Raw genomic sequence first — 14,629 nt, forward strand, 5'->3', positions numbered from 1 at the left:
CAAATCAAAGCCTTTGTCCTTGTATAAGCGCCGTAAATACGCCATTCATTTTATAATTCATCATTTTTTTATATGCTAATACACTCTATTTTAAAGTGCATTATACTTATGTCTAAATTTTTATATGCTGCCATACACCACTTCTAAAACGCCAACCGGAAAATGCCGTACGCATACTCTGATCAATTAAAAGAGCTATCCATGCACCATACAGACCGAATCCCCAAGTAAAACAAAGGAGATATGTAATAATCGGTCTGAAAATAGCAATAACAAAGAGCGAATATTTCATAACATAGAAATTATCGCCCGCCCCTTTAAGGACGCCGGAATATACTAATTGCAAAGCCTGCGGGAAGCTGGCAAAAGCCATGAGAATCATAATATCCGCCCCCAGCTGCCAAACCAACCTATCTTGGGTGAAAATATCAAATACTACATTGCGTAAACCAAAATACAAAACAAAGCCGATTACCGAAATAATAAGAGCGATGCGAACACCGATTTTGCCGTAAGCCTCGGCTAAGTCAGGTCGTTTTTTCCCCAACGATTGCCCCGTATAAGAAGCACCGGAATAACTTAAACCCATGGCAAAATAGTAAAAAATATCAATCAAATTCATACAAATATGATGTGTTGCCAACGCCACTACACCTAATGACGCCACCATTTTGGTATACGCAAACATACCAAAACGTTCAAAAGCCTGCTCACCCAAAGAGCTGCCACCGATATAATAAATACCCTGTAAGATTTCACGATTGAATATCCAACTGCCCCGATGCCACGACAAATGGGAGTCTTTCGCATGAATTGCATATAACAAAAGAAAGAAGATTAAGGTGTAGCTCGTCATAGTGGCTATCCCGGCTCCTTTGATGCCAAGCGCCGGAATCGGTCCCAGACCGTAAATCAAGGTAAAACTCATAACTACATTAAGCACATTACCGATGGCATTAGCTTTAAAAATAGCCTTCGTGTTACCCACGCCGATTAATGCCGCCCCCAGCATAACACCTAAGGCCGAAAAGAAAAGCCCGATAATGATGAATTGACCATAGGCAACGGCCTCATCAATATAAGAAGCCTGAGCTCCGGCAAACGTTAAAATAGGATTTAACAGATAAAAACAAATACACAACAAAGGCACGTAAAACAATACGGTCAATAATACCCCTTGTTTTAGTACGGAGTTCATCGTTTCATAATCCTCTTCCCCTTTGCGTCTTGCCACAATGGCTGTAATCGCAATCGCTGCGGAACGGACAAAAACGAGCATCACCATAAGCGGTTGACTCATAATCCCTACGGCCGCCAAAGCATCGGCTCCAAGAGCTCCTACCATAGCCAAATTGATGGCTGTCATAAGTTGCAACAACAACCCCTGCATCGTAGCCGGCCAAGCTACATCAATATATTCTTTATAAATTTCTTTTGTTGTCGGCACCGGTCCCAAACGTTTCGCCGGCGGCAAAATATAATCAATCCCAAATCGTCCCGCTAGTCCTAATAACATGACAACTCCTCTTTTTCAAAAACCATGCTAAACCCACTCGCTATAAAAAAACACTCCTAAACAGAGGTCAAGGCCCTTGCCTAGGAGTGTTTATTAACTCGCATTTAATTATACACAGGATTCGTCAATTCTCATAGACCGACTATAGGTCTTAATTTGTCTTATTGAGGCAACGAAATGATGTCAGTGAAGATATCGCCTGCTTTTTTAATGATTTGTTCGTTACCCATAACGCTGATATGACTATCTTTCATAACCGAAGCTACCACTTCAGCCAAAGCTTTAATATCGCTCTGACGGGTCGCAATTACCTGTTCGCGCAAACGTTCCGCATCTTCAGGCGTTGCTTCACCGAAATATTCGCTCATAGCGCGCGGTCCGCGTAAAGCCGGTGTCAACGGAATATCAAGGCCACTCATGGTACCGATAATATACTTGCGCATTTCACGGTCGGAAATATCAAATTTCGCAAGATATTCGCTGAGCTCGCTGTATACTTTCAATGTTTCCGTCAAGTTCGGATCGCGATAACTGCAAAGTACAAAGTTACCATTGTTGTAGAAGTTTACGAAAGCACCATAGGCCCCCCCCTGAACACGGATACGCGTCCACAAGTAGTCATAACGCAAGATGACTTCCAACACCTTCATGGCACCGCCTGGTTTGAAACCATGGTCACGGAAGTTACCGCCTTGAGCTACGTACTGAACCTTACCGGAGGTAACAATACCTTCGTTAACATATTCCTTCGTAAGTTTCAAACCCTTAGCTTCAACAGCTTCATTCGGCCACTGTGGCAATACTTCGGTAAGCAATGTTTTGAAAACTTCAAATTCATGAGCTTCCCCGACGAAGTTGATATCCACATTAGCAGGGCGGAACAATTTAGCCGCTACGGCTGCCAATTTTTGTGGCAATTCTTGAAGCGCTTTTTCATCAGCAGCTAACGCTGCCAACTGTTCAAAATAACCGAGGTTAGCGGCATCACGGAATTTACCGAGTTCCGAAATCTGAGCAATGACACGATTCATTACAATGGTATGACCGCGACGGAATGCATCGGTATCCCAAATGGCTTTCGTTTCTTTAATGAGCTCGGTCAAACGATTTACATCGGTATAGTCAGTCTTCGTAACCAATTCAGACACAATGCGTACCAAAGCATCCAATTTAGTGTGTAACGCTTTGGCTCGTACGATAAATAATGGCGTAAACGCATCGCGCTGATTATATTTCGTGAAATCGGAGATGCTGGCACTGAAACCGCCGAGGTTCATATTAATTTCCTTGGCAATTTCGTTGTAATCATGCTCGGTAGTATTCACACGGGAAATAAGATCGCTCAACAAGTTAGCATAGAACAATTCAGACTCATCAAGGCAATCTAAATGGAAATAGAAGCTGGTATAGTTAATCCCTTTAGCCTGAGTCGGTACGAAATGCAAGTTCGCATCACCCAGTTTGCTATCGATACGTTCCACTCGTTCTACTTTAGGGGATAAATCGCTGAGTTCCAATAATGGAATGGTAGCCAACGCTTCTTCCGAATCCGGTGCCGCCTGACGTGCTTTAAGGGCTTTGGTCTGTGCCACAATCGCTTCGATTTCAGCTTCGGTCATGTTAGCTTTAATTTCTTTTAGCTGAGCGCGTTCCGCTTCTTCTTTCTTTTCCTGCAAACCTTTTTCCGGATAAATGGAAACGAGAGCTTTATGCTGATTCTTAAGCAAGCCGCGTTCGATTAACTCTTCAAAATAACCATTGGTAAGTCCTTCACGCAACTGTGTTAACGCCTCTTCATAACGCAATGCCTGAATCGGATCTTTGTCGTAATTCCATTGATCCATAACGCGAATACCGTAAGCCAAACCAATCGGACGACCCCCAAAATCGGCTTCGCGCAAAGCGAATTCCGTAATATTAAGGGATGCTTCCAATAAGCTCTTATCAAGGCCTTCCTTCACAAGTCGCGCAAGTTCCGATTCCACCAATTCCTGAACGCGCGCCTGTTCCTTCATTTCAGAACCGCTAACCGTTACATTCCAAATCGGCTGACGCACACTGTCTAGGAAATAACCGCTAATATCGCTGCCTACACCGGCTTTAACGAGTTTTTCCTTAAGTGGTGCTGCCGGCGAAGTCAATAAGGCATGGGTCAAAATATCAAGCCCTAAGCTGTCCACCACAGACATTTCCGGCATTACATAGGTAAGGGCATGCATAGTCTTGCCGCTTTCGCTCTCTTCCGTACCAATGCTGTACGGGTAGGCTGTTACTTTACCCTCAGCAAATGGTTTTTGCAAGGTAATTTCGGAATCAACCGTAATGGCATCAAAGTTTTGCAAATATTCATCGTTGATGAACTTTAATTGTGCTTCAATGTCCATTTTGCCGTACAAGAAGATGTAGCTGTTGGACGGATGATAATTTTTTTTGTAAAAACCTTGGAAATCTTCATAGGTCAAATCAGGAATATTATCAGGATTACCGCCGGAATCAACGCCATAGGTCGTATCCGGGAATAAATCCGCCATCATGTGGGTTTCCAAAATGGAATCCGGCGAAGAATATACACCTTTCATTTCGTTGTATACAACGCCTTTATAGGTCAATTCATCGTCCGCATTATCCAATTCATAATGCCAACCTTCTTGCATGACGATTTCTTTGTCAGTCGCTACGCGTGGGTAAAAAACAGCATCCAAGTACACATCCATTAAATTATGGAAATCCTTGTCATTCTTGCTGGCCACGGGATACATCGTTTTATCCGGATAGGTCATAGCATTCAAGAATGTATTAAGGGAGCCTTTAACGAGCTCTACAAATGGCTCTTTCAAAGGGAATTTACGTGACCCGCAAAGTACGGAATGCTCCATAATATGGGCCACCCCGGTGCTGTCCTTAGGTGGTGTGCGGAAAGAAATGGAGAACACTTTATTCGTGTCGTCCGCATCAATGTATAATAAACGGGCGCCGGACTTCTCATGGCGAAGCAAATAAGCTGTGCCGCTGATTTCCTGAACAGTCTCAATGCGCTCTACTTTAAAACCGCTATAGATATTTTGTTCTTTCATAGAAAAACTCCTTTATCATTATTTTATATTAAGCAATTAATTGATAATAATTAACTTCTCGGGCACTCAAATAAACTGTGCACAATTTATATTATACTAAAGATGAGTAAGATTTTCAAAATAAAACAGACTTTCTTAGGTTACTTCTATATAACCTAAGAAAGTCTGTTTATTGATAAGTTTAATAAGCCCTGACAGCCGCGCTAATAATTGCTATTGAACACTATTAACCGCGATTGCCGATAACTAAATTATCATGAATAGCACGAATCGCATCTTTTACGCGATCTTCCGCAATCAAGCAAGTAATGCTGATTTCAGAGGTACTGATAATTTCAATATTAATATTTTCTTCGCCCAAAATGCCGAACATCTGAGCAGCTACGCCCGGTTCACCAAGCATACCGGCACCGACGATGGATACTTTGGCCATTTTTTCATTAATGACATATTCTTCCATCTTCGTTTCCGCTTTAAGGCCGTCCAACACTTCACGAGCCAATACGACATCATCCAATGTAATGGTGAATACGATATCCGTCTTCTGATCTTCCACAGTACGAATGCTCTGCACAATCATATCCACATCAACATTTTTATCTGCCAAACTTTGGAAAATATGATGGGCAATGCCCGGTTTATTTTCAACGCCTACCACTGAAACTTTCGCCACATTGGTATCGTCAGCCACGCCTTGGATTACATGTTCATTTGCTTTCATTGTATAGTCCTCCCGAATAATGGTTCCCTCATTGTCACTGAATGTAGAGCGTACATGAATCGGCACGCCGTAACGGCTCCCCATTTCTACGGCACGAGGCTGCATAACACCCGCCCCCAAGCGAGCCATTTCAAGCATTTCACCGTACGTAATTTCATCCAATTTAACCGCATTCGGTGCAATTCGAGGGTCGGTCGAATACACCCCTTCCACATCGGTGAAGATTTCACATACATCCGCCTGCATTGCCCCCGCTAATGCAACGGCTGTCGTATCGGAACCACCACGTCCGAGAGTCGTAATATCACCACAATCGGTAATCCCCTGGAAGCCGGCAACAACCACTACGTTACCTTCATCAAGGGCTTTAAATACACGTTTCGGATCGATTGTCAAAATGCGACCTTTCCCGTGATTATCACTGCTCAAGATACCGGCTTGAGCGCCCGTCATGGAAACGGCCGGTTGCCCTTTTTCCATAAATGCCATAGCCACCAACGCAATGGATACTTGTTCCCCTGTCGATAACAGACGGTCCATTTCGCGACCAAACGGTCTCGATGTAACAGCGCGTGCTAATGACACTAAGTCATCAGTCGTATCGCCCATAGCCGATACAACGACTACAACGCGGTCTTCCGGCTGTTTGTCACGCAAAACGCGGTTGACTACATTGTAAATTTTCTCCGGTGAAGCCACAGAACTGCCACCGAACTTCTTAACAATTAACGCCACTATGCATCCCTCTTTATCTCTAAAAATACTATAAAATATATAAAGATACTCTATCATAAAAAGGCTCTTTGTGTAAAGCATAAAAGCCTTTAATCTTCATCTAAAGACAAGTTCACTAAAAAAGTACTGAGTCCACATACATTTCAGCCGATTTTACACCGACCGCAATGGTTCTCCCTCCTTGATTAGCCTTCTATTCTGGTCTTAATATCTTCAACCTGAGCTAACAGCTCATCGAGGCTGAAATAACCGGCGCGACGTGTAATTTCCTTGCCATCCATATACACAACAATGGCCGGCACCGTGAAAACACCTTGCTGAGCCGCCTTAGCCGGCTCTAATTCCACCGATACATAGCTGTACTCAATACCTTCCTGTTCCTTCACCCAAGCGCCCAGCTTCGTCTCTAAAGCGCCACAAGGCTGACATGTGTCGGAACCGTACTGCACGATTGAAATCATAGGCCTCTCCTTTCTCTCCTTTCATTATATACAATATAACGTAGTATTAATAATCTAAAAACTTTCTGACTTCGCATTTCAAAATCACTTGCTATCAAAAGCTTCCGGTTCTTAATAATGCAAATCTACTTCAGCGCGATAAAAGACGCACACGCAATAAAAAGGGGTTGTAAGCAAAACATGAGCTAAAAACTCAATTTCGTTACAACCCCTAATAGCTTTCGTTTACGCTGTTATTGACAACGAAGTAAATCGGAAAAAGTTATTATTGAACAACGATATCTTTTTCAGATTCCCATAAGCCGTGGATATTGCAGTAAGAAGTAGCAATCAATTTACCAGATTTTTTGAAGGATGCTACAACAACACCGGCTGCTTCTGCATATACAGGGCCTTCGTTGGCACCGGCAGCGGCTTCACCATGTACGTTGAATTCGAGGCGAGCTACTTCGTAAGGAAGCGTAGTGCCTTCTTCAACATAGTATAATTTGATCCAAGAAATATGATGTTCAGTTGTGTTTGGATGCGCAATGTCTTTGCCTACTTCCAATTCAATGTGAACTTTTTCACCTGCTTTAACTGTATCAGGTGCGGTAATTACAGGAACGTGTTTTTCATTCTTGAAATCTGCGGATTTTACATAGTTTGTTACTGCCATTGATATAACCCCCTTGGTCATAAAAAATATATCCTATAAGAACTTTCTTATAGTAAAAATTAATAATAACTCTCTATAAGTTAATTATATCCATTTACCTCGATTTTTTCAAGCACGAAATACTAATTTTTTCGATTTATAAACATGCCTTTGACATGAATTTTACTAAAACTCAATGCCCCTGGCTGCTTTGATGCCCTGTTGATAAGCATGCTTAACTACGCGCATTTCCGTAACGGTATCGGCCATGGCAACGATCTCCGGCTTCGCATCGCGCCCGGTAAGAACCACATGAAGGCGCTCCGGTTTGGTTTTCAATAAGTCCACAACCTGTTCAACCGGCAATAAGCCAAATTTTACGGCATAGTTGATTTCATCAAAAATTATGAGGTCCCATTTATCGGACATCACTTCTTCCGTCAACATCTGCCAGGCATTATCAGCCGCTGCCCGATGAGCTTGTAAATCAGCCTCCGAAGTTTCTTTATTGTGAAAAACAAAGCCTTTACCCATAGGGCGAATTTCGATAGGCATACCGGCCTTTTGTAGCGCTTCTATTGCTTTCAGTTCACCATAGGCTTGACCGCCCTTAATAAACTGTAAAATCAGCACGCGATAACCATTGCCAACGGCACGCAAAGCAACCCCTAAAGAGGCCGTTGTTTTGCCCTTGCCGTCACCGGTATTGACCAGAATGAGGCCTCGACTAGGCTTAGCCGTCGCAGTTGCAGCCGCTGTAGTTGCACCCGTGGTAGTTGCGTCCGCCATAGTGGCAACCGACATAGCTTCAGCCGTCGTATTGGATTTTAACACTTTATCAGTCATCCTAAGCCTCCTTGGCACGATAGGCCTTGGCAGCCGCCACAAAACGTTCCGCCGCCGCTTCATTACCGGCAAAGTTTAAATGCAAATAGCTGGCCAATACATTGTCTTTGCTGTAACCGCCTTTATAAGACTGCAATTTGCGGCCCCCTTCGAAATGAAAAGCCCACGGGAATTCAGCTTCGGTAATCTGCGGTGACAATTCCATCGTAGAAAAATGGAACTCATGACCACGCAAAGATTCATCTTTAGGTGCCAATAAGGTATCCCCTAAAGCCGTAGCCGTTACATAGCCAACTTTTTGTAATTTAGCCTGCATGACTGTCTTAGCCGGCACAAGGCCAACCATAGGACGGGTAATATTTTCAAAATCGGTAACCGACTCGCAAAGATACATGAGACCACCGCACTCCGCGTAAATCGGCATACCGTCAGCGGCTGCATCCCGTATAGCCGCCATGAGGCCTGTATTTTCGCTAAGTGTTTCGAGGAACATTTCCGGAAAACCGCCACCAAAAAGCAAGGCATCTACATCAGGTAACGTTTTATCGGTAAGCGGGCTGAAGTAAACCAAATCCGCCCCTTCCGCCGCCAAAGCCTGTAAGCTGGCCGGATAATAGAAAGAAAACGCTTCATCATAGGCTACCCCGATGCGAGCTTTTGGCCCCGTCACTTCTTTTGCGGTCAATTCCGGCACAATCAAGGTTGGCGCCGCCGTGGCTAAGTTAGCCAATGCATCCAAGTCGACACTAACCTTTACAGCTTCGCGAATCGTCGTCAACGCCGATTGCGGATCCGTTTCCGTCACCGGCGTAAGACCTAAATGACGTTCCGGCGAATGCATCCGTTCATCGCGCCGAATGGCCCCGATAACGGGAATCCCCAAGCGTTCCATAGCTGTACGAATCATATGCTCATGATTGTCGGAGCCGATGCGGTTGAGCAAGACGCCCGCCAAATTAACGGCCGGGTCATACTCTTTAAAGCCCTTGGCAATCGCTGCCGCACTTTCGCCCATAGCTTTACAATCAATAACCAAAATAACCGGTGCATCAAGCGATTTAGCGATTTCTGCGGTGGAGCTCACGCCTTCACGGCCGCCGTCATAGAGGCCCATAACGCCTTCCACAATCACCAAATCCGCATCCCCTGCCATACCGGCAAAGAAAGGCTTCATTTTATGGGGCGGTACCAACCATGTGTCTAAATTGTAACAATCACGACCGCTGGCCAGTTTATGAAAACCGGGGTCAATATAGTCAGGGCCCACTTTAAAAGCTTGCACGGCCTTGCCCTGCTCGTGATACGCCGCCAATAAACCGGCTACAATGGTCGTTTTACCTACACCGGAATTTGTTCCGGCGATGACAACTCTCGGAATAGCATATGATTTCATAGTCTTAGCGATCCTTACGCTTAGCCAATACAGTGGATAAATAGTTTAATTTCAAATCAGCCGGTAACTCATCGAGACCGCGATATACTTCTTCGCCATCAAGACCAACACGACTGATCATTACAGCATCATCAGCCATATCGTGTTTTTTCAAAACTTCCTGAACTTCGTGGAAATTGCGATATACTTTCATGATTACCGCATCATCGGCAACTGCCAATACTTTGTCGATTTTCTCTTTAGGTGCTGTAGCCGGCACAATAGCCAACACTTCTTCCTTTTCTACAATCGGATAACCTAAATGGGAACCGATAGCACAGAATGCGGTTACGCCCGGAATTGTTTCGATTTCAAAACCGGTGTTTTCAATCAAACGATATACATACATATACGTACTGTAGAACATTGGATCGCCCAAAGTAAGGAATACTACATTCTTACCGGCTTCCAAATAGCTGAGGATGATTTTTTTGGCTTCCTGCCAACCTTCAGCCTGCGCATTGTCATCAAGCACCATTGGGAACACAACCGGCACGATTTCCGTATGTTCCTGGATATACGGTTTAGCAATGTTGAGCGCTACGGAACCGTCTTTCTTTTCGGTTTTTGGCGTAATAATAATATCCGCTTCGCCTACAATACGAGCTGCTTTGACAGTCATTAATTCCGGATCTCCGGGACCTACGCCGATACCAAATAATTTACCTTTCATGATAAACTCCTTTTCTTAACACTTGATAACAAAACTATCTTGAAATTGAATCTTGCTTAGATAATACTTTCTTATTGTATGCGTTACTTGCCGCAAAGAGCAAGTATTTTTTATTTAATCTTAGGAATACTCGGCCGATGGGAACTGCGTTTTTCATAGCGCCCGGCCATGGCATCTTTTAAGTGGTCTGCGAATATTTCCTGAACACCGCGATACTCACCAAGTCCCTTCAAATGACGTACCACTTCAAAGCCTGCTTCTTCCAACATGGATTGTACACTGTCATCTTCATCGCCGAAGATATCGTTTAAGGCATGATCACCGGCCACTAAAAGAAGGGGATGCACCTGAATGCGTCCCGGCCGTTTCCCGTCAAGCCATTCCCACGGAATAACCGTATCCTCCAATTCGGGGAAGCATTCCAAGGTCGTCACACGAACATTGGTATGACCGGCACGCCACAATTTCAACTGTAACGCGGCATACGCCGTGTTACCTACGCTCATGCCACCATGACCGACCAATAACAGACCTTCTTCTGCCGGTACATTAAGTTTTTTTATAAAATTCTCAATGAGTGCTTCATAGTCATCAGGTCGTTCTTCCTGACCGATAAAATACAGTAAAGGGCGTCCCATAGCAATGTGTTTCAAAGAACCTTGTCCTTCATAAGCCATTATATTGGCTTTCAATTTATCAAATTCTTCGCCGCCAATCATATGAAGCGGTTGCACCGCAATGGATTCATAGTCTTCAGCAATTAAGGCCTCAATGGCACTCTGCTCCGTATCGATTTCTTCGCCCCGTTCACGCAAACGTTTAACAATAATGCGTGAAGTAAAAGCTAAACGAACTTCATAGTCTTTAAACTCTTTTTTGATAAAATCCACAACCGGATCGATTTGATTGATCCGTGCCGTTGGCACCGTAGTGCCAAAAGCGACTACTAAAACAGCTTGCTTCATACACCCTCCTTTAAAAAAAACGGTCCCCAAAACGAGGACCGTTAGTATGTAATTTTAACGTATTAAACAGCCATACTCGAGCGGTTTACGCTTTCCGTCTTAGCCTGCTGATGCGCCTGCTGTTTACGCTCAATCATGCGAATGGACTGGGCTAAATGTTTTAAGAATAACTCTTGAATAAACGGGTTTTCACCTAAGCCTTCATTCCAAATAGAAACACCATAGCCTTCTTCAGTAAGCAAAGTAGCTACGGAATCGGAACGATCGCCACCTAAGAAGTCCATCAAATGTTCTGAGCCGATAAGCGCCAACGGCACTACCAAAACTTCTTTATGATCTAAGCGTTCCAATAAAGATAAAGCCTGTTTGAAATTAGGGAATCCATTCGATGTAAACACCGCCACATTTTGGCCGTTACCGTATAAGCATTTTAACTGCAAAGCACTGAATTCCAATTGATTTTGGCCGTTTGCCATAAGCAAAATGGATTTATTCAAGGCGCGAATATTCACGTGCTTCATAATGGCATCAATGGTAGCCACATAATCATCGGCATAGTTTTTTACACCTAAAGAACTTAAGAGTGGCTTACCTACGTGAATGCGCATGGCGTTTCGTTCAGTATTATAGGTAAATGCGGCAATAGCTTTACGCATCTTTTGATAACATTGATCGGCTACCAAGGCAAATGGTAAAACAAATACATCGCGGACGCCGGTATTCTTAAATTCAGCCAACACGGCTTCCAAAGATTGTACCGGTTTTTCATATTTTTCATTCCACTTCTCCACCAGCGCATCCGCCAAAAAGACACGGCGAATTACTGCATCGGGATATGCTTTTTTAATCTTTGCTTCCATTATGCCTACGGATTTCTCTACGGCTTCGCCGTATATTGAACCGAATGTCGCTAAGATAATACCCTTTGTACTCATTTTATAAATCCTCCGATATCAAAAATACCTCTAAACTTATACCATAATCGAACCTCTTAATCTGACAAAAATCTGTCATATTTCACATTATCGAATACATTCGAAATACATGTTGATTATTCTTCGTTGGTATAATGATACGTTAGATTTTATTTTTAGTCAATGAGAATTTCTCTCATTTTCAAACTTATCAATGATTATCAATGATAAATCGGAAATTTAATTATATTTTCATCAACTATATTTATCTTTACCGATTCACTTCTATTTTCATCGATTTAAAGAGAATTTATATCCCATTACTATTACAAAGAATACTACTTGCTTACAGGTATTATATTAATAATTCAGATAATACTATACCAATCACGGTCTACGATTGATACAGATAACATCTAATAATTAATATTCCTCATTCATGAATTTTTATACATCAAGTTTCTTAATTTAGTCATTCATTCAATCAAAAAGCAATGTATTGTTACGCCTATAATTGATAATAATTATGGTTGCGAGAACACGCGCGGTGCTGCTACTTCAAAAATCTCAGCAATCATAGGTAAAAATTTGCCTTCAATTAACGTACGTTTACGTTCGCTTTTAGTAATTAACCACAATTGTTTGCAATTATAGGTAATGCGCAATAAGCTGTTAATATATTCGTTAAAATCCTCTTCGCCCATGGCGCTTTTAAGAGCTAATAATTTGGAATGTAAAGGTTCACCTTGATACTCTTCACGTTCCAATACAGGCGTAAATGCCACTTCATATACCGATTCCGATAGTTCATTAGGACCGGCACCATTTGTAAATTGATCCATACGATGGACCTCCTTTGTTAATATATAGCTATTTATCATAAAGCACATTGCCCTATGATGAACACCATTCTCTATTCATAGTACCAAACTTTGACTCCTTTGCCTATGTGTAATCAAAAAAGTGTATCACAAATAACCAAAAGTTATTACTCATAAATAAGTCCCTTATTCCTAGGAGTTATATGACCCGGGTAATTTCCATTCACAGTGAGTATACCCTACCCGGTATTGCATTGACAGTGGACATTTATTCTGCTATGATGATTATCAAATGAATACGACCTTCAAGGTGCCCGACTTAATAGAGAAGAGCAGTAGAAGCTGCCGCGGTCCCGCCGCTGTAAGAGGGAGCACAATCAAAATACCACTGGAAGTTTCTGGGAAGGTGATTGTTGCGTTGAACTTGAGCCAGAAGACCTGCCTTGATGGATTGCCGATAACCCACGAAGGATGGCGAGGTTAATCAATGTCACTACCTGTACTATACACTGACCGGGAATTATTTTTTTAATTCATAAACGACTTAATTAAGTTTGATATGAACTAATATACGTCAGGTGCTTAGCATAACTAGTGATTATTAATACTACCTCTGCCCTGTGGGCAGAGGTTTTTGTATTTTATTTTATTCTATTTTTAGTTTTTATTTTTATCTTCTTTTTATCACGAGGAGTGAATGAAATGAGTAAACATTTTTTCAAAAAAACGTTAGCTACAACATTAGCAGTGGCCGCTTTAACAGGCTTCGGATTCCTTGCTACAGACGTAAACGCTGCTTACCAATTAAGTGACGAAGTAACAACTGCTACCCCTGCATTATTGGAAGCAACTGAAATCGGTGTTCGCACTTACAACACAACCGATCCTGTATTGGCTAAAGCACCTAACAAAGATGCTATCGTAGTAATGAGCTTTGGTACTACATTCACTGATACTCGTGCTAAAACAATCGATGCGACTATCAACGAAATTAAAGAACAACATCCGGGCGTAAAAGTAGTTACAGCTTTCACTTCCCACATCATTATCGATCGTATCAAAGCTAAAGAAGGTATCACCTACCCTACGCCTGAAGAAGCACTCGATCAATTAAAAGCTGAAGGTTACACTCGCGTTGCTTTGGCAACTCTCGACGTAATCCCTGGTATCGAATACAACTATAAAACAGCTGTTTACAATCAGTACAAACATAACTTCAAAAAAATGACATTTGGTACACCTCTCATGTACTGGATGGGCCAAGAAGGTCAAACTGACGATATTGCTAAAACTGTACAAGCTGTAGCAACTCAGTTCCCTAAAGTAGGTCCTAAAGATGCTGTACTTATCATGGCTCACGGCACTCCGGATCCTTCCAACGCTTACTATTCCGTAATCCAAGATCGTTTGGAATCGGCCGGTCTTCACAACACTTACATCTACACCGTAGAAGGATGGCCAAGCCTTGAAGACATCGTTCCTCAATTGAAAGCAAAAGGCATCGAACATGTAACCCTTATGCCATTCATGATGGTAGCCGGCGACCATGCCAACAACGATATGTCCGGTGACGAACCTGATTCCCATAAATCCATCTTGTTGGCTGACGGCTTCAAAGTAGACACTTACATCCATGGTCTTGGTGAAAACCAGAAAATCCGTGACCTCTTTGCCGCTCATGCCGATGAAGCTTGGCAAGCTCTTCAAAACGACGCTAAATAAGATATAACACTGTAAGGGTTCATATTATTGCCAAAACGCACTTACAAGCTAAGACGTTTTGACCAACCAAAAGCGTTCTATACATAAGGAGGCTGTAATAAAATGTAGAGCA

Annotated in this window: 12 protein-coding genes and 1 riboswitch; of the genes, 1 reads left to right on the forward strand and 11 read right to left on the reverse strand. The window is 42.7% G+C overall.

Features of this window, described 5'->3' with window-relative positions; genetic code table 11:
- Positions 1-112: 112 nt before the first annotated feature.
- The 11 genes from CCC71_RS08695 to CCC71_RS08745 form a co-directional block, all read right to left on the reverse strand.
- A complete protein-coding gene (locus CCC71_RS08695; protein WP_296333457.1) occupies positions 113-1,516 on the reverse strand; it encodes an MATE family efflux transporter in 1,404 nt (467 codons plus the stop codon).
- A gap of 161 nt (positions 1,517-1,677) precedes the next feature.
- Positions 1,678-4,590 (reverse strand): insulinase family protein, encoded by a 2,913-nt coding sequence (locus tag CCC71_RS08700; protein WP_226974245.1) that lies wholly within the window; start codon positions 4,588-4,590, stop codon positions 1,678-1,680.
- Positions 4,591-4,816: 226 nt separating this feature from the next.
- Positions 4,817-6,046, reverse strand: a complete 1,230-nt coding sequence (locus tag CCC71_RS08705) for an aspartate kinase (protein ID WP_021840995.1) — start codon at positions 6,044-6,046, stop codon at positions 4,817-4,819.
- 185 nt (positions 6,047-6,231) lie between these two features.
- On the reverse strand, positions 6,232-6,507 hold the full coding sequence (locus CCC71_RS08710) for a thioredoxin family protein (RefSeq protein ID WP_021840994.1): 276 nt from the start codon (positions 6,505-6,507) through the stop codon (positions 6,232-6,234).
- A gap of 265 nt (positions 6,508-6,772) precedes the next feature.
- The gene (locus CCC71_RS08715) at positions 6,773-7,165 is read right to left on the reverse strand and encodes a class II SORL domain-containing protein (RefSeq protein ID WP_040770711.1); all 393 of its coding nucleotides are present in this window, start codon (positions 7,163-7,165) and stop codon (positions 6,773-6,775) included.
- 165 nt (positions 7,166-7,330) lie between these two features.
- Positions 7,331-7,990 (reverse strand): cob(I)yrinic acid a,c-diamide adenosyltransferase, encoded by a 660-nt coding sequence (cobO, locus tag CCC71_RS08720; protein ID WP_021840992.1) that lies wholly within the window; start codon positions 7,988-7,990, stop codon positions 7,331-7,333.
- 1 nt (position 7,991) lies between these two features.
- Positions 7,992-9,383 (reverse strand): cobyrinate a,c-diamide synthase, encoded by a 1,392-nt coding sequence (locus CCC71_RS08725; protein ID WP_226974246.1) that lies wholly within the window; start codon positions 9,381-9,383, stop codon positions 7,992-7,994.
- A 4-nt stretch (positions 9,384-9,387) separates the two neighbouring features.
- Positions 9,388-10,095: a precorrin-2 C(20)-methyltransferase gene (gene cobI, locus CCC71_RS08730; RefSeq protein ID WP_021840990.1), complete on the reverse strand. Its 708-nt coding sequence runs from the start codon at positions 10,093-10,095 to the stop codon at positions 9,388-9,390.
- A gap of 110 nt (positions 10,096-10,205) precedes the next feature.
- Positions 10,206-11,060 (reverse strand): sirohydrochlorin cobaltochelatase, encoded by an 855-nt coding sequence (locus CCC71_RS08735; RefSeq protein ID WP_156705094.1) that lies wholly within the window; start codon positions 11,058-11,060, stop codon positions 10,206-10,208.
- 62 nt (positions 11,061-11,122) lie between these two features.
- Positions 11,123-11,995, reverse strand: a complete 873-nt coding sequence (locus CCC71_RS08740) for a sirohydrochlorin cobaltochelatase (RefSeq protein ID WP_226974247.1) — start codon at positions 11,993-11,995, stop codon at positions 11,123-11,125.
- 503 nt (positions 11,996-12,498) lie between these two features.
- A complete protein-coding gene (locus CCC71_RS08745) occupies positions 12,499-12,816 on the reverse strand; it encodes a hypothetical protein (RefSeq protein ID WP_021840987.1) in 318 nt (105 codons plus the stop codon).
- Positions 12,817-13,086: 270 nt separating this feature from the next.
- Positions 13,087-13,255: riboswitch (cobalamin riboswitch) on the forward strand.
- Between the two features lie 242 nt (positions 13,256-13,497).
- On the opposite strand from CCC71_RS08745, the gene CCC71_RS08750 reads away from it, so the two are divergent.
- Positions 13,498-14,517, forward strand: coding sequence for a sirohydrochlorin cobaltochelatase (locus CCC71_RS08750; protein WP_021840985.1), 1,020 nt, complete (start codon positions 13,498-13,500; stop codon positions 14,515-14,517).
- The last annotated feature ends 112 nt before the right edge of the window (positions 14,518-14,629 follow it).

Source organism: Veillonella sp. LMAG:90 (assembly GCF_008679445.1).
In the GTDB taxonomy this organism is placed as follows: Bacteria; Bacillota; Negativicutes; order Veillonellales; family Veillonellaceae; genus Veillonella_A.

What these genes read in the sequence shown, in the direction of transcription:
- CCC71_RS08695 (WP_296333457.1), bottom strand. Translation starts at nt 1,516, where the DNA reads ATGTTATTAGGACTAGCGGGACGATTTGGGATTGATTATATTTTGCCG.
- CCC71_RS08700 (WP_226974245.1), bottom strand. Translation starts at nt 4,590, where the DNA reads ATGAAAGAACAAAATATCTATAGCGGTTTTAAAGTAGAGCGCATTGAG.
- CCC71_RS08710 (WP_021840994.1), bottom strand. Translation starts at nt 6,507, where the DNA reads ATGATTTCAATCGTGCAGTACGGTTCCGACACATGTCAGCCTTGTGGC.
- CCC71_RS08715 (WP_040770711.1), bottom strand. Translation starts at nt 7,165, where the DNA reads ATGGCAGTAACAAACTATGTAAAATCCGCAGATTTCAAGAATGAAAAA.
- cobO (WP_021840992.1), bottom strand. Translation starts at nt 7,990, where the DNA reads ATGACTGATAAAGTGTTAAAATCCAATACGACGGCTGAAGCTATGTCG.
- CCC71_RS08725 (WP_226974246.1), bottom strand. Translation starts at nt 9,383, where the DNA reads ATGAAATCATATGCTATTCCGAGAGTTGTCATCGCCGGAACAAATTCC.
- cobI (WP_021840990.1), bottom strand. Translation starts at nt 10,095, where the DNA reads ATGAAAGGTAAATTATTTGGTATCGGCGTAGGTCCCGGAGATCCGGAA.
- CCC71_RS08735 (WP_156705094.1), bottom strand. Translation starts at nt 11,060, where the DNA reads ATGAAGCAAGCTGTTTTAGTAGTCGCTTTTGGCACTACGGTGCCAACG.
- CCC71_RS08740 (WP_226974247.1), bottom strand. Translation starts at nt 11,995, where the DNA reads ATGAGTACAAAGGGTATTATCTTAGCGACATTCGGTTCAATATACGGC.
- CCC71_RS08745 (WP_021840987.1), bottom strand. Translation starts at nt 12,816, where the DNA reads ATGGATCAATTTACAAATGGTGCCGGTCCTAATGAACTATCGGAATCG.
- CCC71_RS08750 (WP_021840985.1), top strand. Translation starts at nt 13,498, where the DNA reads ATGAGTAAACATTTTTTCAAAAAAACGTTAGCTACAACATTAGCAGTG.